This is a genomic window from Polaribacter aquimarinus, assembly GCF_003129485.1.
Lineage (GTDB): Bacteria > Bacteroidota > Bacteroidia > Flavobacteriales > Flavobacteriaceae > Polaribacter > Polaribacter aquimarinus.
Genome location: NZ_QFFG01000004.1, coordinates 35,388 through 57,795, shown reverse-complemented (window position 1 = coordinate 57,795; position 22,408 = coordinate 35,388). Strand labels below are relative to the sequence as shown.

The window sequence follows — 22,408 nt, the reverse complement described above, 5'->3', positions numbered from 1 at the left end:
CTACTACATTCTTTCGAGTATTTTTTGAGGAAATATTTTAGGATATTTCTTTAAAATATTTAAGATTAGTTGATAACCAATAGCATTAAAATGCAAACCATCTTCTTCGAAATATCTATCATCCGGATTTCCATTTTGGTTTAATAATGCATCGTAAATATTTACATAGTAAAAATTTTCATCTTCTTTGGTTATTGCCTTTATTTGACTATTTGTATAATTAATACTTTCTAACAAATGTCTGCGTGCAATGCTTGGTTTTATAGAAATAACGGTACAGGGTATGTTGCCGTATTTTGCTCTTATTTTTGCCAATAAGTTTTCTAAAAACAATAAAACTTCTTCAGGGTGTCTTCCATCACCTAAATCATTGTCACCTGCATATATAACAATAGCTTGTATGTTTTCTATATTCTTAAAAATACGATCAAAAAACCAAGTACAAGCTGCTAAAGTAGAACCTCCAAAACCTAAGTTTATAGGTTTGTATTTTTTATATACAGTTGTTAGTTTGCTCCATAAAGTAATAGTAGAACTTCCATAAAAAACCAATTCTGGGTTATAGTCTAATTCTAAAATTTGTTTTTCAAGCCGTTCTATATCATCGTGAAACCAGAACATTAAATTACTTTTTTTTAATTAATTGTTAAATATAAAATAATAAAAGCATTATAAAAGTAAATCAGATAGGAATTAATTTCTAAATAAAAATTTCTATCTAATTTTGTGCAAATAAATTACATGTTTTTTATTTCTGCAACTAAATCTGTAATTACACTTTTAGCATCACCAAATAACATTGAAGTTTTATCATTATAAAATAATTCATTTTCAATACCGGCATAACCAGCTTTCATACTACGTTTATTTACAATAATATGTTTTGCATTTTCTACGTCTAAAATTGGCATTCCATAAATAGGGCTAGAAGGATCGTTATGTGCAGCAGGATTAACTACATCATTAGCACCAACCACTAAAACTACATCTGTATTTTTAAATTGAGGGTTGATATCTTCCATTTCAACTAACATACTGTAATCAACATTAGATTCTGCCAACAAAACATTCATATGCCCAGGCATTCTTCCTGCAACAGGATGAATCGCATATTTTACATTGACACCTTTGGCAACTAATAGTTCTTCTAATTCATGAATAACATGCTGTGCTTGTGCTACAGCTAATCCATAACCAGGAACTATGGTTACGTTTTGGGCATAATTCATCATTATTGCAGAATCGCTGGCAGTTGTACTTTTAATTGATCCTAAAGCTTTGTTTGTACCTTCTGGACCAGCATTGGCAGTAAAGGAACCAAAAATAACAGAAAACAAAGTTCTATTCATAGCCTTACACATCGCAATCGTTAGTATGATTCCTGCAGAACCTACTAAAATACCACCAACAAGCATCACTTTATTATCGTATAAAACACCTGTTATGGCTGCTGCAATACCTGTTAATGAATTCAATAATGAAATTACAACAGGCATATCTGCTCCACCAATTGGTAGCACAAATAAAATACCATAGATTAATCCTGCTATTAATATACCATAAAGTAAAATAGGACTTTCTATATTTCCAATTACTAAATAAGCTCCCAAAGCAATAATTCCAATAATAAATAAATTATTCACAATATTATATTGTGGAATCTTAATGACACTTTTTACTGTGCCATTTAACTTACCCCAAGCAATTAAACTACCAGAAAAAGTGATGGCGCCAATTACAATTGCTGATAAAATGGTAATTAAAATGGAATTATTGGTTGTGTTAATATTAGAATTACCAAATTCAACCAAACCAATTAAAGCAGCACTTGCTCCACCAAAACCATTAAATAACGAGACCAATTCTGGCATTTTAGTCATTTCCACTTTGATGGCAATTAACCAACCAATAATGGTTCCTAATAAGATAGCAATACCAATTAATACATAAATAATGGTTGGTACCTGTAAATCGTGTATAAAAATGGTACCAATAATGGCTAATCCCATACCGGTAGCTGCAATTAAATTTCCTGATTTTGCAGTATCTGGATGTCCTAATTTTTTCAATCCAACAATAAATGTTACTGCTGAAATTAGATATATAATACTTAATATAACATTCATTATTTCTTCTTTTTAAACATTTCTAACATTCTGTTGGTAACAGCAAAACCGCCTACAACATTTAATACTCCTAAAACCACTGCAATAAAGCCAAGTGTTAAGGCTACATAATCTGTTGGGTCAGAATGCAGCATTACTAAAATTGCACCAACGATTACTACACCACTCAGTGCATTTGCACCAGACATTAAAGGTGTATGTAAAACAGCAGGAATACTTTTTATAACTTCGATGCCAACAAAAGTTGCCAAAATTATGATGTAAAATATTTGCAAATTGTTTTGAATAAATTCTAATAATTCTTTCATGATACTATTATTTTTTACGTTGAACTCCGTCTTGAACGATAAGTGTTTCGTTAGTTATTTCTTCTTCTAAATCCCATTTAAAATTTAAATCTTCGGTAAGATGAATGATAAAATTGTAAATATTTTTTGCGTATAATTCGCTAGCATTTGTAGAGACACTTAATAGAGAAATAGAAGTACCTACTACTTTTACACCATTATGAATGATTGTATCATTTAATACACTAAGCTCACAATTACCACCTTGATCTGCAGCAATGTCAATAATTACAGCACCGTTTTTCATTTGATCAACTTGCTCTTTTGTAATTAATGTTGGTGCTTTTTTACCAGGGATATTAGCAGTAGTTATCACTAAATCTGCTTCAAATAAAGATTTATTTACAGCTTCTTTTTGTCTTTTTACATAATCTTCTGATGCTTCTTTAGCATAGCCACCTTCAGATTCTTCATTATTGTTTTCTACAGAAATAAATTTAGCTCCTAAAGATTCTGTTTGTTCTTTTGTTTCTGTTCTAATATCAGTAGCCTCAACAACAGCACCTAATCTTTTTGCAGTTGCAATGGCTTGTAAACCAGCAACACCAACTCCATAAATTAACACCTTTGAAGGTGTAATCGTACCTGCAGCAGTCATCATTAGTGGAAAAATTTTGGTCATTTTATAGGCTCCTAAAATAACAGCTTTGTAGCCAGCTAAATTATTTTGTGAGCTTAAAACGTCCATATCTTGGGCTCTAGAAATTCTAGGCATTGCATCCATAGAAAAAGCAGTTGCTCCTTTTTCTGAAATTGCCTTGATTAATTTTGGACTAGACTTATGAAATAATTGACTCATTAAAATATGCCTTTTATGAACCAATTTTAAATCTTCCTCATTAAAAGGATTTATTTTAATAAGCACTTGAGCAGTTTCAAATACTTTTTCTCTAGAAGTAATTTTAGCACCAGCTTCTATAAAATCTTCATCTTTGTATAAAGAGTTTTTACCCGCATTTTTTTCAACAAAAATCTCAAAACCTTTTTCAATCAATTTTTTTGTAATGAAAGGGGAAAGAGATACTCGGTTTTCTCCCTTTTGTAATTCTTTTAATATTCCTATTTTCATTTTATAAAGTTTGGTTTAATTAATAATTATTTAGGGTATTTCTCTGCAATTTTATCCAATCCTAAATTGTGAATACTACCTAAATGAGAATGTTGCTTACCTAAATCTGGTTTGTAAGTTCCTGCTTGAACTTGTTCACCAATTTGTTGATAGGCTTCTCTAAAAGACATTCCCTCAACTACTAAATTATTAATAGAATCTACTGTAAATAAATATTGATATTTCTCATCATTCAAATCAATATCTTTTACGATTACTTGCTGAATGGAATAATTAAAGATGTCTAAAATATCTTTTACATCTTCAAAAGCAGCAATAATATTTTCTTTTAATAACTGAAAATCTCTGTGGTAACCCGTTGGTAAATTATTAGTAATCAGCAACATTTCAGAGTGTAATGCTTGAATCTTATTACATTTTCCACGAATCAATTCAAACACATCAGGATTCTTTTTATGTGGCATAATGCTACTTCCTGTGGTTAATTCATCAGGAAAAGAAATAAATCCAAAATTCTGGCTCATATACAAACAAACGTCCATTGCAAAACGAGCCATGGTATTACACAAACCACCTAAAGCAGCAGCTATAGAACGTTCGCTTTTTCCACGACTTAATTGTGCAGCAACAACATTGTATTTTAAGGTTGTAAAATCTAATTCTTTGGTGGTTAATTCTCTATCAATAGGGAAGGAGCTACCATAACCAGCAGCAGAACCTAAAGGATTTTGATCTACTACTTTAGAAACTGCATTCAATACATATACATCATCAATTAGCAATTCTGCATAGGCAGAAAACCACAATCCAAATGATGATGGCATTGCTACTTGTAAGTGTGTATAACCAGGTAAAAGGCTATCTTTATGTGTTTCAGCCAAATTTAATAAAGTGTCAAACAATATTTTTACTTTATCATTTACAATGGCTAAATTCTCTTTGTAATACAACTGTAATGCTACTAAAACTTGATCGTTTCTAGAACGTGCTGTGTGAATTTTTTTACCAACTTCACCTAATTTGTTGGTCAATTCCCATTCAATTTTAGAATGAACATCTTCAAAAGAAGGTTCAATTACAAAGTCTCCATTTTCGATATCTGTAGCTAATTCTTGCAATCCTTTTTTCAAATCCGCTAATTCATTAGCAGTGATAATTCCAATAGATTCCAACATTATGGCGTGTGCTAAAGAAGCTTGCACATCATATTTTGCAATGTGTATGTCAATTTCTCTGTCATTACCCACTGTAAAATTTTCTATTTGTTTGTCTATTGAAAATCCTTTATCCCAAAGTTTCATATTTTGTTAGTTTTTGGTTTTTGGTTTTTGGTTTTAGTTGGAGCTTTAAAACCACCAACTAAAAACCATTAACCATCAACTATTTTTTAATTACTCGATTCAACAATTCTACATAAATCTCTATTCCTTCTTCAATTTCTGCTAAATAAATAAATTCATCTGCAGAATGCGAACGAGTGCTATCTCCAGGTCCTAATTTTAAGGATTGGCAAGATAACACAGATTGATCAGATAACGTTGGTGATCCATAAGTTGTTCTTCCCATTGCAATTCCAGCTTTTACTAAATCGTGGTCGGTTGAAATAGAGGAGGAGTTCAATCGTAAGCTTCTTGGTGTTATTTTACTACAAGGAGATTGTTCTTGCAAAATGTCCGCAATTTCTTGATTGGAATAGGCATCATTTACTCGAACATCAACTACTAAATCTACGTGACCAGGAACTACATTGTGCTGAGAGCCTGCATTAATTTGAGTGACTGTCATTTTTACATCACCTAAAGCATCTGAAGATTTATCAAACTTAAAATCTTTAAACCATTGTAAAACTTCAATGGTGTTGTAAATGGAATTGTTATAATTTGGATGTGCTGCGTGACTTGGAGTTCCATCAACTTGTGCATCAAAAACAACCAAACCTTTTTCAGCAACTGCTAAATTCATTAAAGTAGGTTCACCAACAATAGCCACATCAATATGTGGAATAATGGGTAACATTGAGTTTAAACCATTATTTCCACTGTTTTCTTCTTCTGCAGAAGCTACAATAACTAAATTGTATTTTAAATTTTCTTGTGCATAAAAATTGGTAAAAGTTGCGATTAATGAAACCAAACAACCACCTGCATCATTACTTCCTAAACCGTATAATTTTCCATCTTTTACTATCGCTTTAAAAGGATCGTTTGTGTATTTTGAATTTGGGTGTACAGTATCATGATGTGAGTTTAACAACAAAGTAGGTTTGCTTTCATCAAAATATTTATTAGTTGCCCAAATGTTATTTTTTGTTCTTTTGAACGGAATTTCGTATTCATTAAACCATCCTTCAATCAATAACGCTGTATTTTCTTCTTCTTCAGAAAAAGATTGTGTTTCAATCAAATTCTTTAAAAGTGCAATTGCGTCTTTTGTTAATTTTTCTAACGTCATAATTATAAAGTGATTGTAGTAAACAGCTCGTTTTCTTTAGTTAACATAGATGTATTTCCAATATGTACTTTTTGAACACCATTATGCAAGGCATCAAAACAATTGTCTAATTTAGGAATCATTCCATCAGAAATGACTTCATCTTTTAATAATTGTTGATAAGTTTTTGAATCGATATGTTTTATTACAGAATCTTTATCATCAAAATCTTGTAAAACGCCATTCAATTCAAAGCAATAGTAAATTGAAGTGTCATAGAGTTCACTCATTCCTACTGCAATTGTGCTTGTAATGGTATCTGCATTTGTATTTAATAATTGTCCTTTTCCATCGTGTGTAATGGCACAAAAAACAGGAGTGAAATCAGCTTTAATTAATTTGTCAATCGAATTATTTGCTACCTTTTTTACATCACCTACAAAACCAAAATCAATTTCCTTAACTGGTCTTTTATCAGATTGAATACTGTTGATGTCTGCACCTGTTAAACCAATGGCATCAGTACCCATAGCTTGTAGTTTTGCAACCACATTTTTGTTGACTAAGCCACCATACACCATTGTAATAACCTCTAGCGTTTCCGCATCAGTAATGCGCCTTCCATTTACCATTTTAGATTCAATTCCTAATTTTGAGGCAATATGAGTCGCTCTTTTACCACCTCCGTGAACTAAAATCTTTTTTCCTTCAAGATTAGAAAATAGTTTTAGAAATGCATTTAAAGAAGCTTCATCTTCTATGATATTTCCTCCTATTTTTATGATTGATAGTTTTTCCATTTTTGGCTCTTTGTTCTTTGCTCTTGGCTGTTAGCATCTAATTGCTAAAAGCTAAAGGCTGAAATCTATTTATAAATCTTCTAATATCTTTTTCAAAACCAATTGTGCTGCATAAGTTCTATTATTTGCTTGTTCAATTACTAGAGAACTTTCTGAATCTAAAACAGCATCTTCAACAACCACATTTCTTCTTACTGGCAAACAGTGCATAAATTTTGCATCCCCAATCTTGTCTTTAGTGATAACCCAATCTTCATTACCTCCTAAATTTTGACCATAACTTTCATAAGAACTCCAGTTTTTGGTGTATACAAAATCTGCATCTTTAAAAGCTTCAGCTTGATTGTGATAAATAGGTGTGTCTTTTGTGATTTCTGGGTTCAAATCATATCCCTCAGGATTAGCAATTACAAACTCAACATCCATTTTTTGCATCGCTTGTACAAAGCTATTTCCAACAGCGTGTGGTAATGCTTTGATGTGTGGTGCCCAACTTAAGACAACTTTTGGTTTCTTTTTGTTTGTGTTTTCAGCAATAGTAATGGCATCTGTTAAACCTTGTAGAGGATGACCAGTTGCACTTTCCATATTTACAATAGGCACAGAAGCAAATTGTACAAAAGAATTTAGAACTTGTTCTGAGTTGTCTTTTTCTTTATCTGTTAGCGTAGGAAAAGCTCTTACTGCAATCACATCACAATACTGAGAAACTACAGCAGCAGCTTCTTTTATGTGCTCTGCTGTATTGCCATTCATAACAGTGCCATCTCCAAACTCTATTCCCCAAGCATCACCTGAAACATTCATCACAATTGGATTCATTCCTAAATTTAAAGCTGCTTTTTGTGTGCTTAAACGTGTACGTAAACTCGAATTAAAGAATAATAAACCTAAGGTTTTGTTTTTGCCTATTTCGATATTTGTTAGTGGATTAGCTTTAATTTCTTTAGCTTCTTCAATCCAAGAGTTGATGTTATCTATGTCGTTTATAGATGTGTAATGTTTCATCTTTTATCTATTTAATTTTTGTAAACGGAACTTTATTTTTAAATGCATTTGTCATAAAATGATCTTCCAATCCGTTTACAATCCACGTTTCTATATTTGCCTTTTTTGCTACTTCAGCAGCTTCAATTTTCGATTGCATTCCACCACTTCCGTGTGAAGACTTCGAACTCACAACTTCACTTAATAAGTCATCAAAATTAGTAACTTCCTCAATGGTTTTTGGCTGTTTTTGTTTGATAGATTCTTTTGTGTAAATACCATTGGTATTGGTAGCAATGATTAACAAGTCAACCTCTAATAATGAAGCAGTTAAAGCCGCTAATTTATCATTATCACCAAATTTAATTTCATCAGTAGCAACAGTATCATTTTCGTTTATAATCGGAATGTAATTGTTGTTTACCAAAACATTTATAGTATTGGTAATATTGGTTTTACTTTCTTCTTTTTCAAAATCAGAATAGGAGAGAAGACACTGAGAACTCAACAAACCATATTCTCTAAAAATTTCTTGATAAATTCTAATTAAATGAGGCTGACCAATAGAAGCCAAAGCTTGTTTTACAAAAACTTCACTTTGCAAACTTTCTAACTTTACAAACTGTTTTGCCACAGCAATAGCACCAGAACTTACAATAATAAATTCGCAAGTATCTTTGAGTTTAGCAATCTGATTTGCAATATCTTCAATTTTCCCTCTTGAAATATTATCCGTTTCTTTGGTCAATGTATTTGAACCAATTTTTAGTAATATGCGTTTCTTTTTTTGCATCTTATCTTATTTGTCCATTTCCGTGAACATACCATTTATTTGTAACCAAATGTTGTAAACCAATAGGTCCACGTTGATGTAATTTGTCTGTACTAATTGCTAATTCTCCACCCAAACCTAATTGACCTCCGTCAGTAAAACGAGTAGAGGCATTATGATACACAGCTGCACAATCAATATTTTCCATAAAAACTTTTGCAACAGTATCATTTATTGTGATAATTGCTGCAGAATGTCCTCCAGAATATTGGTTTATTTTTGCAATAGATGCTTCATTATTGGCAATTTCTCCAATTACGATTTTATAATCTAAAAATTCTTCATACCAAACATCATCTGAAGAAATTTGCTCCAAATTATGATTTATAGCTACAATTGCATCACCCAAAACTTCAATTTTATCGGCTTTCAATTTTGATATCAATTGATTGATAAATTCCTTTTTATTGGGAAGATTTTCATCAACTAAAACTTTATCCACTGCATTACAAGCAGAAATTTTTGATTTTCCATTTAAGATGACATCAAAAGCAATGTTAATATCTGCTTCTTTTTCTACATACACAAAGTTGTTTCCACGTCCGCTAATGATAACAGGACAAGTAGCGTGTTGTTTTACAAAAGCGATTAAACGTTCTCCACCTCTTGGTACAATTAAATCTACTTTTTGAGTTGGTTTTTCTAAAAACGCTTGCGTTTCTGTTCTGTTGAACTGCAAATATTCAACCCAATCTGTAGATGCATTATGTTCTTTTAAAGCTTGGTGCCATAATGCTACAATTTTTAAATTGGAATTTAAAGATTCTTTCCCTCCTTTTAATAATATCTTATTACCGGATTTAAAAGCAATTCCTGCAGCTTCAACTGTTACATCTGGTCTTGACTCATAAATAATTAAAACTGAACCAAAAGACGCAGTTTTATTATAGACTTGCATTCCATTTTCATGTTTAAAACTGAAACGTTCTACACCAACAGGGTCTTCTTGAGAAGCTAAATGCGTTGCAGCAACAATCATTTCATCAACCTTTGCATCATTCACCTTTAAACGATCAAACATCGAAATGTCATCACCTTTATAAGCATCACAATCCTTTTTGTTAATGCTAATAATTTCTGCTCTATGTTCATCTAAAAGCTTTGCCATTGTTAGCAAAACGTTGTTTCTAGTTTCTATGGATAATAAGGTATTCATTTTTGTTTTTAATTGTTTAAAGCGTCAATTAAAGCTTCAAAAAACTGATTGATATGATCTTTTCTTACCGTTAATGGAGGTAAAATTCTCAATAACTTTTTATTAGCTGCTCCACCTGTAAAAATGTGATAATCGTAAATTAATTTCTTTCTTAAATCGCCTACTTCAAAATCGAATTCTAAACCTAACATTAACCCACGTCCTTTAATGTTTTTTATCTGTGGAATAGTTTTCGCTATTTTGATAAAATATGCAGACATTTCATTGACGTTGTCAATTAAATTTTGCTCTTCAATTACATTTAAAACTGATAAACCAGCAGCACAAGCCAAATGATTTCCGCCAAAAGTAGTACCCAACATTCCGAATTTTGCTTCAATACTTGGATGAATTAAAATTCCGCCAATAGGGAAACCATTTCCCATTCCTTTGGCAATAGAAATTATATCTGGAGTTACATTATAATGTTGAAAGGCAAAAAACTTTCCAGAACGTCCATAACCAGACTGCACTTCATCAGCAATAAAAAGTGTATTGTTTGCTTTACAAAGCGCATCAACTTGTTCAAAGAAATCAGCAGTAGCTTCATCTAAACCACCAACACCTTGAATAAATTCGACAATTACAGCACAAACATCACCTTTTTCTAATTCCTTTTTTACACCATCAATATCATTTAGATCAAGAATTGTAACTTCTTGTTGTGCATTAATGGGTGCAATAATGTTTTTATTGTCAGTTGCAGCAACTGCAGCCGAAGTTCTTCCGTGAAAACCATTTTTAAAAGCAATCACTCTTTTTTTCTCTGTTTTAAAAGAAGCTAATTTTAATGCATTCTCATTAGCTTCAGCACCAGAATTACATAAAAACAATTCGTAATTTGTACAACCAGAAAGTGTTTCAATTCTATCTGCTAATTGTTTTTGTAACGGATTTTGAATTGCATTGGAATAAAATCCTAATTTAGTAACCTGTTTGGTTACAGCTTCTACATATTTTGGATGCGCATGACCAATAGAAATTACCGCATGACCACCATATAAATCTAAATATTCAGTTTTATTTTCATCGTAAACATAAACTCCTTTGGCTTTAACAGGAGTTACATCATACAAAGGATATACATTAAACAAAGGCATATGAAAAGTTTTTAGTTGTTAGTTTTTGGTTGATGGTATATGTTATTTTGTTTTAATTTGATTGATTTTCTCAAAAGAAGCGTTAATTCCTTTAATTAAAGAAGAACTCAACCCTTGGTGTTCCATTTCATTTAAACCTTCAATGGTACAACCACTTGGAGTGGTAACTCTATCAATTTCTGCTTCAGGATGATTTCCAGATTTCTTCAATAAAGTAGCTGCTCCAAAACAAGTTTGCATTGCTAGTTCGTGTGCTTCAGCAGCTTCAAAACCTAATTGAATAGCACCTTGCGTGGTCGCTCTTATTAAACGCATCCAAAAAGCAATTCCGCTTGCACAAATCACAGTTGCAGCTTGTAATTGTTCCTCAGGAATTTCCATAGAAACTCCCAAACTATCAAAAACAGTTTTTGCCAATTCTATTTGCTCTTTTCCTTTTTCGTTAGAAGAAAGACAAGTCATAGATTGACGAACAGAAGCAGCAGTATTTGGCATTGCTCTTACAATTGAATGTTTAGCACCAATGATATTTTCAATTTTACCAATAGAATATCCTGTGGCAACAGAAATAATTAGCTGTTCTTTTCTCAGTAAATATTTTACATTTTCTAATATTTTGCTCAAATGTTTAGGCTGAACAGCAAAAATGATAATGTCTGCATTATCAACAGCAAATGTGTTGTCTGCGGTTAATGTAACTTCTTTATGTCTTTTAAAACTCTCTAAAGAAGTTGTATTTCTTTTGGTTAAATACAGAGAACTTACTACTTTTTTAGACAATAAACCTTTGGCTATAGATTGTCCTAAACTTCCAGCTCCAATAATTGCTACTTTCATAATTTTATTCTTTTTGGGCGTTACCACAAGGGTCGCGCTTTATACTATATCTTTTTTGTTTTGTTCTCGATACAATTTTTCGTTTCCTCAAAATCACTCGAACTGACATCAAAAAAGGATGTCGTTTCAATCGCTAACGCAGCTTTGATAGTTCTAAAAATAATTCGCTTTTAAATTCAAACCTAAGGTTTCTTCAAAGCCATACATTAAATTCATATTCTGAATTGCTGCTCCAGAAGCACCTTTTAATAAATTATCAATAGTACTTGTAATTAATAATTTATTTCCGTGTTTTTCTAATTGTACCAAACATTTATTTGTGTTTACAACCTGTTTCATATGAATGCTTTCATTAGAAACAAAAGTAAAAGCTGCCTCTTTATAAAAATCTTTATATATTTTTTTTGCGTCCTCTAATGAACCTTTAAATTTGGTATAAGTGGTTGCAAAGATTCCTCTTGAGAAATTCCCTCTATTTGGCATAAAGTTAATTTCTGAATCAAAATTAGATTGTAACTGATTTACAGTTTGATTGATTTCACCTAAATGCTGGTGATTAAAGGCTTTATAGTGCGAAAAGTTGTTATCTCTCCACGTAAAATGTGTAGTTTTCGATAACGAAGTTCCTGCACCAGTTGCCCCAGTTACCGCATTAATATGAACATCATTTTTTAACAATCCGTTTGCAGCTAAAGGCAAAATTGCCAATTGTAAAGCAGTTGCAAAACAACCAGGGTTTGCAATGTATTGTGCAGTTTGAATAGCTTCTTTTTGCAATTCAGGTAAACCATAAATAAACTCTTTACCATCAATGACTTTATCTTTTACCAATCTAAAATCGTTACTTAAATCAATGATTTTTGTGTTGTCAGAAAAATGATTTGCTTTTAAAAATGCTGTTGAATTTCCGTGACCTAAACACAAGAATAATACATCAACATTAGCATTAATTTCTTGGGTAAATTCAATTTCTGTATCTCCAATTAAATCTTGATGTACTTTGTATAGCTTATTTCCAGCATTAGAAGTACTGTACACAAAATTGATATTTGTTTCAGGGTGATTCAATAATAATCGAATCAATTCTCCTGCTGTGTAACCTGCACCACCAATAATTCCTACTTCTAACATAATTAAGAGTTTACTTGTTGATATATTTTATTCTGATTTCCTAAAATCTTGATAAATCCTTTAGCATCATCAGCTGTCCACGCTTTATTTTCTTCACCATACGTACTGAATTTGCTAGACATTAAATCATGTTTAGAAACAATTCCGTCTAAAGAAAAATGATACGGTTTTAAAGTAACGGTTACATCACCAGAAACCATTTTTTGAGAACTTTGTAAAAATGCTTCAATATCTCTCATTACAGGATCTAAATATTGACCTTCGTGCAAATGCATTCCATAGAAACTAGACAAATATTCTTTGTGTTGCAATTGCCATTTGGTTAAGGTATGTTTTTCTAATAAATGATGTGCTTTCACTGTAATCAAAGCAGCTGCAGCTTCAAAACCAACTCTTCCTTTAGTACCCACAATAGTATCTCCAACGTGAATATCTCTACCAATTGCATATTTAGAAGCAATTTCATTCAAGTTTTCAATATTGATTTCAGGAACATTAGATTCCCCATTTAAAGCAACAAACTCACCGTTTTTAAAGGTTAACGTTACTTTTTCTTCTCCTTCTTTTTTAAGTTGAGAAGGGTAAGCTTCACTTGGCAAAGGTTTTTCTGATTCTAAAGTTTCAACTCCACCAACACTGGTTCCCCAAAGTCCTTTATTTACAGAATACTTTGATTTTTCCCAGTTCATATCAATTCCTTCTGACTTTAGATAATCAATTTCTTCTTGTCTGGTTAATTTTTGATCTCTAATTGGTGTAATAATATTGATTCCAGGAGCTAAAGTTTGAAAAATCATATCAAATCTTACTTGATCATTTCCTGCACCTGTACTACCGTGAGCGATATATGTAGCACCAATACTTTTAGCATATTCTACAATTTCTATGGCTTGAATAATTCTCTCAGCACTAACTGATAACGGATATGTTGCATTTTTTAATACATTTCCAAAAATCAAATATTTAACTACTTTATCATAAAAAGTAGGAACTGCATTGATGTTTTTATAAGTAGTAACTCCCATTTTATAAGCGTTACTTTCTATATGATTGATTTCTTCTTTTGAGAATCCACCAGTGTTTACACTTACTGCGTGCACTTCATATTCTTTGGATAAACTTACAGCACAATACGATGTGTCTAAACCACCACTATAAGCAATTACTAATTTTTTCATTTTATTATTTTTTATCTTTTTTTAGAAACAGATTCTGCTTCATTTTTTTTAGTCTTTTAAAAACGTTCTCTTTTACCTTCTTAGATTCGTCTTTATTTTGTTTTTTTGGATCAAACAACATTCCTGTACACAAACACATTTTTCTATTGGTTCTTGTTAAAACGTCGTAGTTTTTGCAAGTTTGACAGCCATCCCAAAAGGTTTGGTCATCAGTTAGTTCAGAAAAAGTAACGGGTTTGTAACCTAAATCGCTATTTAGTTTCATTACGGGTAAACCTGTTGTTATACTAAACACTTTCGCATCTGGATATTTATTTCTAGAATGCTCAAATACTTTATGTTTAATTTTTTTAGCCAAACCAACACCTCTGTAGTCTGGATGCACAATTAAACCAGAATTGGCAACAAATTTTCCATGACCCCATTTTTCGATATAACAGAATCCAGCAAATTTGCCATTGTCTAAAGCAATTACAGCATTACCATTTTCCATTTTAGTAGCAATATATTCAGGTTTTCTTTTAGCAATACCTGTACCTCTCACTTGAGCAGCATCTTCTATGGTTTTGCAAATAACTTCTGCGTAAACGGTATGTGATTTATCAGCAATTACAATTTCCATTGCATTGTATTTTTGTTTTATAATTTGTTGTTTGTTGTTTTTTTGAAAGTAGAATTGGACTCACCTTAATTCCATAAATAATTAATACCCCAAAGGGCGCAAAGGAAAACTACGTCGTACATTATTATTGTTATTGATTAAAATAACTGATGTTTGAAAGTAAGTTTTGTAAGAAAGATTCACGATAAAAAAATAAATGGTTAAATACTAAATAGGTTGTTCTGTGCTAATGTAGAATATTAGCGACGGCGGTTGCGTAAGCGCAAACTGGGAACTATAGTAGTACATAATTTATTTCTTCTTGAAGTAATCATAAAACAAAAGTATATATTTTTTTAAAGCTATTATTAAAAATGAACTCCTTTTTTATAAGTTTTGTGAAATTTAAACAAATTTAGAATTTGAGTTGAAAATTTATCAAGATAATTAATAAATAATACTTTTTTGATAATTTTTAAGTTCAGTGTATACTTGAAAAAGGATCAATTTAAGATGAAAAGTACAATTCGGTATAAAAAAAATACAATTCGGTACTCTTTAATTTTAAAAAATAGAGTTCGTTTGCATATTTGTATCGTAATAATAATTAAAACATACAAAAATGAAACTTATCGTAGCAATTTTAACAACAACACTATTAATGATTACCCATTCTATAACAGCTCAAAGTAAAACTATTACAGCAACTGTTATAAATGTAACTTCTGATTCTGGTAAAGTAGGATTTGCATTATATAATAAAAGTACTTTTATGAAAACACCTATACAATCTAAAAATGCAAAAATAATTAAGGGAAAAAGCACAGTAACTTTTGATAATATTACTCCCGGAGAATATGCAATAATATGTTTTCATGATAAAAATAATAACGATATAATGGATTTTGAACCAAATGGAATGCCAAAAGAAGATTACGGAGCTTCTAATAATGTTATGAATTTCGGACCACCAAATTATGAAGATGCTAAGTTTATAGTTTCTGATAAAAATGTATCTTTAGATATCAAATTTTAATAGCTTATTGGGTTCAATAAATTAATATAAAGAGTAAAATGAATAGCTTTAATAAAATAGAATATACAAAACAAATTAAAAAAGAATTTTTACTAACACTAAAAATTATATTAATACTAACTATTATTCTTTTTATTATTGTAAGAGATTATTCCTTTAGAGGTTTTCTCTTAACACTAACAAGAACATCACTTTATACATTTATTTTAGCCTTCGGACAAGGAGTTTTAAATAACTTTATTACCTCTAAATGGGATTGGGTTACACAGACTAATAAAAGAGTTTGGGCAGGAATCATCTCAACAGTATTATATACAGTACCGGCAATTTTATTTATACATTATATTTTATTTGTTAAAGTAGATGGACTGCCTGAAGAACGTTTTTTTGAGCAGAGATTTATTTGGGTTCACCTTTTTTGGATGCTTTTTTCTTTCGCCGTTTCTTCGTTCTTACACGCAAGAGAGTTTATGATAGAATGGAAGAAGTCTACCAAACAAGAAACTACCAAACAAGAAATTGTAGCAAAAACAGAAACGGCTAAGTTTGAGTCGTTAAAAAATCAATTAGATCCTCATTTTTTGTTCAATAGCTTAAATGTATTAACAAGTTTAATTGGTGAAAATCCTAATCAGGCAGAAAAATTTACCACAAAATTATCTAAGGTTTATAGATATGTTTTAGAACAGAGAAATAAAGATTTAGTACCCATTTCTGAAGAATTACTATTCGCAAAAACATATATGCAATTATTAGGAATGCGTTTTGAAGATGCAATACAATTTAATATTCCAGATAATGTGAGTGATGGAGAGTTAAAAATGGTGCCACTATCATTACAACTATTATTAGAAAATGCAGTAAAACACAATGTGGTTTCATCCTCTAAACCCTTAGTGATATCAATTTATGAGGAGAATAATCATTTGATTATAGAAAACAACATCAATCCTAAAGAAGCAATAGGAAAAAGTACCAAAGTAGGTTTACAAAACATTGCAGACAGATATGGATTAATAACAGATAAACCTGTTAAAATAGAAAATAACAACACAACTTTTAAGGTGAGTTTACCTCTCCTTTATAAAATGAACAATATTATGTACACAGACGATTTAGAAAACAGCAAATATGTAAAAGCAGTAGAAAGAGTAGAAAAGTTAAAAGAATTTTATCAAAATTTAGCTTCTTACTGTTTAGTAATTCCTTTTTTAATTTTTATCAATTTAAGATTTTCACCACAATTCCACTGGTTTTGGTTTCCAATATTTGGATGGGGAATAGGACTCGTATTCCACTTTTTAGAAGTAAATAATTACAATATTTTCTTAGGAAAAAATTGGGAAGACAGAAAGATTAAAGAGTTGATGGAAAAAGAAAATCAACAAAAAAGATTAAGATAATGGAACAGAAATTTACACAAGAACAAAAGTATGTTTTGGCTCGTAAACGAGTGGAAAGAATCAGTAAATTTTATAAGCATTTGGCAATTTATGTAATTGTAAACCTCTTTTTAAGTGCCATTTTTATTGCAGGTGATATGAATGATGGATATACATTTAAGGAAGCTGTTACAGATTATCATAACTATAAAATATGGATGTATTGGGGAATAGGAATTGTTTTTCAAGCATTAAATACCTTCGGAATCAATTTTATTTTTAACAAAGATTGGGAAGAAAGAAAGGTAAAAGAATATATGAATGATGATAAATACAGAAAATAAGATGAAGCCACAATATGTAAATTATCATTTAAATTTAATTGCTGAAAAGCAAATTAAAGACATCAAAGGTTTTTACACCCACTTATTTGCAACATTTTTAATTTTGCCTTTTATCATATTTATCAACTTACAAACAGTACCCCAGTTTCATTGGTTTTGGTATGCAATTGTAGCTTGGTGTATTGGCTTAATTATACATTGGATTAATGTATTTGCCTTCTCTAAAATGGGTTTTAAATCAGAATGGAAAGAGAGAAAAATCAATGAAATTGTAAATAGTAGCGCACTTAATGAAGACATTGTAGATGAAGATTATCTTCAAGAGAAATATTATTTAAAAGCAAAAAAGAAAGCTGAGGAAATTAAAGGGTTTTATGTTCATTTAATTGTAACCATATTTTCCTTTCCAATCATCCTTTTTGTGAATTTAAAATTTGTACCAGGTTTTCACTTTTTCTGGTTTGCTTTAGGCGGAATGATTATCGGGCTATTTTTTCATTGGTTAGGGGTATTTGGTTTTGAGTTTTTAGGATTAGGAAAAAAATGGGAAGAAAGAAAAACAGCAGAAATATTAAAAAAATACAAATAAAATGCAACAAGATTTTAGAAACGAACAAAATTATATAAGAGCCAAAAAACGAGTAAAAGACATCAAAGGTTTTTACGTTCATTTATCAGTATATATAGTTGTTAATATTTTTATTAGCGGTGTAATAATATTTGGATTAATAAAAAGCGGAGATTCATTTAGTGAAACATTTTCAAACTTTGGAGTATATTCTACTTGGGTTTTCTGGGGAATAGGAATGTTTTTCCATTGGTTAGGTGTTTTTGGTTTTAAATCTATTGGTTTGGGAAGAGATTGGGAAGAAAGAAAAATTAAAGAAATGATGGAGAAAGAAGAACAAAAAAATAGGTTTTAGAAGAGGGAAGAAGGAAGAAGGAAGAAGGAAGAGGGAAGAAGGAAGAAGGAAGAAGGAAGAGGGAAGAAGGAAGAAGGAAGAAGGAAGAAGGAAGAAGGAAGTTTGAAGTTTGAAGAAATTTCGAAAAGTATTTTAAATTCAACATCTTTTTTTAAACTTTCTAACAACTAACAACTAACAACTAACAACTAACAACTAACAACTAACAACTAACAACCATAACAATGTTTTCAACAATAGGATATATTCACTTACTCTTTGCCATAGTTTCTATGATTACAGGTTTAGTGGTTGCCTTTAATACAAAAGGAACTCGCTTTCATAAAAGAGTAGGTTATGTATATGTGGTAAATATGTTATTATTAAATATCACTTCATTTTTTATTTCCAATTTTAACGGATTTAGCATCTTTCATTTCTTTGCTATTGTAAGTTTAGTTACTATTTTAGCAGGAATGTATCCTGTTTTAAAAAAGACAAAAAACTGGTTGCAAAAACACTATTATTTTATGGCGTGGTCAGTGGTAGGTTTGTATTGCGCTTTTTGGTCGGAAGTAGGAACGCGTTTTGTTGGAAATATGAAACAATTTTGGTGGGCAGTAGCCATTGCAACCTTTTTAACGGCTTTTATTGGCGCAAAAATTATAAATAAAAACGCAAAAAGATTAACAAGAAAATAAGATGAATGTATTAATTATTGAAGATGAAAAACCAGCAGCAAGAAGGTTAAACAGAATGTTGGCAGAATTAGGTATTGAAGTTCAGCAAATGTTACATTCTGTTGAAGAATCTTTAAACTGGTTACAAAATAATGAACATCCAGATTTGATATTTTTAGATATTCAATTGTCAGATGGTTTGTCTTTTGAAATTTTTGAAGAGATTGAAGTTAATTCAGCCATTATTTTTACCACTGCTTACGATGAATACGCGTTAAAAGCCTTCAAATTAAACTCTATAGATTACTTGTTAAAACCTATTGATGATGATGAACTAGAAGCTGCCGTAAATCAATTTAAGCAACAACAACCTACACAATCGGATGTGCAAGTAAATTTGGATGATATTCGTAAATTATTGATAAATCCTGTAGATCGTAAGTTTAAAAAACGTTTGTCAATTAAGGTTGGTCAGCATATAAAAATCATACATATTGATGAAATTGAGTGTTTTTACAGCGAAAACAAATCCACTTACATTCATACCAAAGAAAACAGAAATTACTTGTTAGACCATTCTTTAGAAAACTGGCAAGAACAATTAGATCCAGAACATTTTTTTAGAGTGAATCGTACTTTTATCGTGCATATAAATGCTATAAAAGACATTGTTGCCTATTCTAACTCTCGTTTAAAATTGATTTTACACTCTTACAACGAACAAGAAATTATTGTGAGTAGAGAACGTGTAAAAGATTTTAAAAATTGGATTGACTAATGCAATTGGTTTTTTATTTGTTTATAATCAGAATTATTTAATAATTTTAAATAAAAAAATGCTAAAAAGTAACATTAAATACCCTGTTGCATTTGATTCAGTTCAAGAAAAATTGATTGAAATATCAAAGGTTAATATTGAAAATAAAGAGAATTTAATTTGTAAAGACTGTAATGAAAGTTTTGTAGCTGTATTAAATCATCAAACACCTCATTTTAAGCATAAACCTAAATCAAATTGTACGGCTAATTTTGAGTCTTATGTGCATTGGGTAACTAAAGAACTCTTTAAAGAAATTAAGAGTATAAATGTGCCAGAGTTACTAATTGATGATTTGTTTGAAAAACAAAGAGAAAAGTTTCAATTATTATACAATAAAATTATAGATTCAAATATACCCGAAGAATTACGTTTTGAATTTAAGAATGAACTTAAAAGAAATTTAACAGATGCTCAAGTTTTGCAAATAGATAAAATTGAAACCGAAAAAGAATATAAAACAGATTTAGGGAATGTTCTGATTGACATTGTAACTTTATCACATAATGAGAAAGTATTTATAGAACCTTTCTTTTCTAATCCTATTAATCAAGAAAAGAAGAATAAATTATCAGAAATTGATACTTCAACTTTGATGTTAAATTTATTCGACTTTATCGAATACTTTGGAAGTAATTTTGAATTAGAAACTCTAAAAAAATATTTAATTTCGGATGAGGGTAAGAATTGGGTTTATATAAAAAAGGAGGATTTTGATATTTTTTTAAATAATTATGAGAATTACTTAAGTGAAGAAATAAAAAGGTTTAACCCTGTAATTGTACTATATGAAAATAAAAAGGAAGAGATTTTAAAAATTAACAATAAGCTTAGTAAATTATTTAATAAAAAGGATATAATTGAAAAAAAAATTTCAATTTTGCAGAATAAAGTATATGATTTAGGAAAGGAGATATGAAGAATAAGTAAAAACTCATATAATAACTTCCCCAAAACAATTTCCCAACAAAACTCACAAATTATTTCCTAACAATTAAAGATTGATTATTTTTATCAAAATTTAGTTTTAAATGAGTCAACAAGAAGAATTCTTTGAATATATCAACAACGGTTACAAAACCAAAGGAGATTTTTTAGAGTTAGGAGCAGCAATGTTAGGTGAAGAAACCATTACAAATGCCATTGTAAAAGTTCCTTTAAAAACCTTAAATAGACACGGTTTAATAGCTGGTGCAACTGGTACAGGGAAAACCAAAACCTTGCAAGTTTTAGCGGAAAACTTATCAGAAAAAGGAATTCCTGTATTGTTAATGGACATTAAGGGAGATTTATCAGGGTTGGCACAACCCAGTCCAGGACATCCAAAGATAGATGAACGTCACGCAAAAATTGGCTTTCCGTTTACAGCTAAAAAGTTTCCTATAGAAGTGTTAACCATTTCCGAACAAGATGGAACACGTTTACGTGCTACCATTTCAGAATTTGGCCCTGTTTTATTATCGAGAATTTTAGACTTAACTGAAACTCAAAGCGGTATTGTTGCCATCATTTTTAAATATTGCGATGATAACAAATTGCCTTTATTAGACATAAAAGACTTTAAAAAGGTTTTACAATTTGTAACCAATGAAGGAAAAGAAGAAATTCAGAATGAATACGGACGAATTTCTACCGCTTCTACAGGTGCAATTTTGCGTAAAATTGTAGAAATAGAACAACAAGGAGGAGATTTGTTTTTCGGTGAAAAATCGTTTGATGTAGAAGATTTAACTAGAGTAGATGAAGGCGGAAAAGGAATTATTTCTGTATTACGTTTAACAGACATTCAAGACAAACCAAAGTTGTTTTCAACATTTATGCTGCAATTATTGGCAGAGGTCTATGAAACATTTCCAGAACAAGGAGATTCAGGGAGACCAGAACTCATCATCTTTATAGACGAAGCGCATTTGGTTTTTGAAGAAGCGTCAAAAGCATTATTAAATCAGATAGAAAGTATTGTAAAACTAATTCGTTCTAAAGGAATTGGTTTGTATTTTGTAACACAAAACCCTAAAGATGTGCCAGAAGATATTTTAGCACAATTAGGTTTAAAAGTACAACACGCTTTAAGAGCATTTACGGCTAAAGATAGAAAAGCAATTAAATTGGCTGCTGAGAATTATCCAGATTCAGAATATTACGATACCAAAGAAGTTTTAACTCAATTAGGAATTGGAGAAGCATTTATATCCGTTTTAAACGAAAAAGGAATTCCAACACCATTAGCAAGAACAATGTTGCGTGCACCAATGAGTAGAATGGATATTTTAACTCCAAAAGAGTTGAAAAATGTAATTAATAACTCAAGATTATTCTACAAATACAATGAAGATTTAGATAGAGAAAGTGCCTACGAATTACTAAATGCTAAGATAGAAAAGGTAAATATTGCTGAAGCAAAAGCCATTGAGAAAGAGAAGGCTCAAAAAGAAAAAGAACGATTAGCCAAAGAGAGAGAAAAAGAAAGACAGCGTGAAGCAAAAGCAAGTAGAAGTTATTCTAGAAGAAGAAGCACAAGACAAAATCCGATTGTAAAAGTATTAACAAGTGCTACATTTATAAGAGCAGCATTCGGAATATTAAAAAAAGTATTGAAATAACAAATTCAGAA

24 protein-coding genes are annotated in these 22,408 nt (G+C 30.6%); 9 read left to right on the top strand and 15 right to left on the bottom strand.

What is annotated here, in order from left to right:
• Nucleotides 1–3 precede the first annotated feature (3 nt).
• The 15 genes from DIS07_RS10075 to DIS07_RS10005 form a co-directional block, all read right to left on the bottom strand.
• Nucleotides 4–621, bottom strand: a complete 618-nt coding sequence (locus tag DIS07_RS10075; RefSeq protein ID WP_109405128.1) for a GDSL-type esterase/lipase family protein — start codon at nucleotides 619–621, stop codon at nucleotides 4–6.
• Nucleotides 622–737: 116 nt separating this feature from the next.
• The gene (locus tag DIS07_RS10070; protein ID WP_109405127.1) at nucleotides 738–2,126 is read right to left on the bottom strand and encodes an NAD(P)(+) transhydrogenase (Re/Si-specific) subunit beta; all 1,389 of its coding nucleotides are present in this window, start codon (nucleotides 2,124–2,126) and stop codon (nucleotides 738–740) included.
• The gene (locus DIS07_RS10065; RefSeq protein WP_109405126.1) at nucleotides 2,126–2,434 is read right to left on the bottom strand and encodes an NAD(P) transhydrogenase subunit alpha; all 309 of its coding nucleotides are present in this window, start codon (nucleotides 2,432–2,434) and stop codon (nucleotides 2,126–2,128) included. The genes DIS07_RS10070 and DIS07_RS10065 overlap by 1 nt, the downstream gene beginning before the upstream one ends.
• Before the next feature lie 7 nt (nucleotides 2,435–2,441).
• Nucleotides 2,442–3,542 (bottom strand): NAD(P) transhydrogenase subunit alpha, encoded by a 1,101-nt coding sequence (locus tag DIS07_RS10060; protein WP_109405125.1) that lies wholly within the window; start codon nucleotides 3,540–3,542, stop codon nucleotides 2,442–2,444.
• Nucleotides 3,543–3,568: 26 nt separating this feature from the next.
• A complete protein-coding gene (gene argH, locus DIS07_RS10055; RefSeq protein WP_109405124.1) occupies nucleotides 3,569–4,843 on the bottom strand; it encodes an argininosuccinate lyase in 1,275 nt (424 codons plus the stop codon).
• Between the two features lie 79 nt (nucleotides 4,844–4,922).
• Nucleotides 4,923–5,993, bottom strand: a complete 1,071-nt coding sequence (locus DIS07_RS10050) for a M20 family metallo-hydrolase (RefSeq protein ID WP_109405123.1) — start codon at nucleotides 5,991–5,993, stop codon at nucleotides 4,923–4,925.
• 2 nt (nucleotides 5,994–5,995) lie between these two features.
• Nucleotides 5,996–6,772, bottom strand: coding sequence for an acetylglutamate kinase (gene argB / locus DIS07_RS10045; RefSeq protein ID WP_109405122.1), 777 nt, complete (start codon nucleotides 6,770–6,772; stop codon nucleotides 5,996–5,998).
• Nucleotides 6,773–6,841: 69 nt separating this feature from the next.
• Entirely contained in the window at nucleotides 6,842–7,780 is a 939-nt protein-coding gene (locus tag DIS07_RS10040; protein WP_109405121.1) for an N-acetylornithine carbamoyltransferase, read from the bottom strand.
• A 7-nt stretch (nucleotides 7,781–7,787) separates the two neighbouring features.
• Nucleotides 7,788–8,552: a glutamate 5-kinase gene (proB, locus tag DIS07_RS10035; protein WP_109405120.1), complete on the bottom strand. Its 765-nt coding sequence runs from the start codon at nucleotides 8,550–8,552 to the stop codon at nucleotides 7,788–7,790.
• Between the two features lies 1 nt (nucleotide 8,553).
• Nucleotides 8,554–9,747 carry a glutamate-5-semialdehyde dehydrogenase gene (locus tag DIS07_RS10030; RefSeq protein ID WP_109405119.1) on the bottom strand — a complete coding sequence of 398 codons (1,194 nt, stop codon included), beginning with the start codon at nucleotides 9,745–9,747 and terminating at the stop codon, nucleotides 8,554–8,556.
• Nucleotides 9,748–9,755: 8 nt separating this feature from the next.
• Nucleotides 9,756–10,886, bottom strand: a complete 1,131-nt coding sequence (locus DIS07_RS10025; protein ID WP_109405118.1) for an aspartate aminotransferase family protein — start codon at nucleotides 10,884–10,886, stop codon at nucleotides 9,756–9,758.
• Nucleotides 10,887–10,928: 42 nt separating this feature from the next.
• Complete coding sequence (gene proC, locus DIS07_RS10020) at nucleotides 10,929–11,723, bottom strand: pyrroline-5-carboxylate reductase (protein ID WP_109405117.1); 795 nt, start codon at nucleotides 11,721–11,723, stop codon at nucleotides 10,929–10,931.
• A gap of 153 nt (nucleotides 11,724–11,876) precedes the next feature.
• Entirely contained in the window at nucleotides 11,877–12,854 is a 978-nt protein-coding gene (gene argC, locus DIS07_RS10015; protein ID WP_109405116.1) for an N-acetyl-gamma-glutamyl-phosphate reductase, read from the bottom strand.
• A 2-nt stretch (nucleotides 12,855–12,856) separates the two neighbouring features.
• A complete protein-coding gene (locus DIS07_RS10010; RefSeq protein WP_109405115.1) occupies nucleotides 12,857–14,032 on the bottom strand; it encodes an argininosuccinate synthase in 1,176 nt (391 codons plus the stop codon).
• A 4-nt stretch (nucleotides 14,033–14,036) separates the two neighbouring features.
• A complete protein-coding gene (locus tag DIS07_RS10005) occupies nucleotides 14,037–14,654 on the bottom strand; it encodes a GNAT family N-acetyltransferase (protein ID WP_109405114.1) in 618 nt (205 codons plus the stop codon).
• Between the two features lie 601 nt (nucleotides 14,655–15,255).
• Here DIS07_RS10005 and DIS07_RS10000 point away from each other — a divergent pair.
• The 9 genes from DIS07_RS10000 (at nucleotide 15,256) to DIS07_RS09960 (ending at nucleotide 22,397) form a co-directional block, all read left to right on the top strand.
• Entirely contained in the window at nucleotides 15,256–15,669 is a 414-nt protein-coding gene (locus tag DIS07_RS10000) for a DUF2141 domain-containing protein (RefSeq protein ID WP_109405113.1), read from the top strand.
• Nucleotides 15,670–15,707: 38 nt separating this feature from the next.
• Complete coding sequence (locus DIS07_RS09995; protein WP_109405112.1) at nucleotides 15,708–17,072, top strand: 2TM domain-containing protein; 1,365 nt, start codon at nucleotides 15,708–15,710, stop codon at nucleotides 17,070–17,072.
• Complete coding sequence (locus tag DIS07_RS09990) at nucleotides 17,072–17,395, top strand: 2TM domain-containing protein (RefSeq protein ID WP_109405111.1); 324 nt, start codon at nucleotides 17,072–17,074, stop codon at nucleotides 17,393–17,395. Before DIS07_RS09995 ends, DIS07_RS09990 begins: the two co-directional genes overlap by 1 nt.
• On the top strand, nucleotides 17,373–17,984 hold the full coding sequence (locus tag DIS07_RS15190) for a 2TM domain-containing protein (RefSeq protein WP_235869122.1): 612 nt from the start codon (nucleotides 17,373–17,375) through the stop codon (nucleotides 17,982–17,984). The genes DIS07_RS09990 and DIS07_RS15190 overlap by 23 nt, the downstream gene beginning before the upstream one ends.
• 1 nt (nucleotide 17,985) lies before the next feature.
• The gene (locus DIS07_RS09980) at nucleotides 17,986–18,318 is read left to right on the top strand and encodes a 2TM domain-containing protein (protein ID WP_109405110.1); all 333 of its coding nucleotides are present in this window, start codon (nucleotides 17,986–17,988) and stop codon (nucleotides 18,316–18,318) included.
• Nucleotides 18,319–18,542: 224 nt separating this feature from the next.
• A complete protein-coding gene (locus DIS07_RS09975) occupies nucleotides 18,543–18,998 on the top strand; it encodes a DUF2306 domain-containing protein (RefSeq protein ID WP_109405109.1) in 456 nt (151 codons plus the stop codon).
• Nucleotide 18,999: 1 nt separating this feature from the next.
• A complete protein-coding gene (locus tag DIS07_RS09970; RefSeq protein WP_109405108.1) occupies nucleotides 19,000–19,755 on the top strand; it encodes a LytR/AlgR family response regulator transcription factor in 756 nt (251 codons plus the stop codon).
• Nucleotides 19,756–19,813: 58 nt separating this feature from the next.
• Complete coding sequence (locus DIS07_RS09965; RefSeq protein ID WP_146190725.1) at nucleotides 19,814–20,713, top strand: competence protein CoiA family protein; 900 nt, start codon at nucleotides 19,814–19,816, stop codon at nucleotides 20,711–20,713.
• A gap of 112 nt (nucleotides 20,714–20,825) precedes the next feature.
• Nucleotides 20,826–22,397 (top strand): helicase HerA-like domain-containing protein, encoded by a 1,572-nt coding sequence (locus DIS07_RS09960; protein WP_109405106.1) that lies wholly within the window; start codon nucleotides 20,826–20,828, stop codon nucleotides 22,395–22,397.
• The last annotated feature ends 11 nt before the right edge of the window (nucleotides 22,398–22,408 follow it).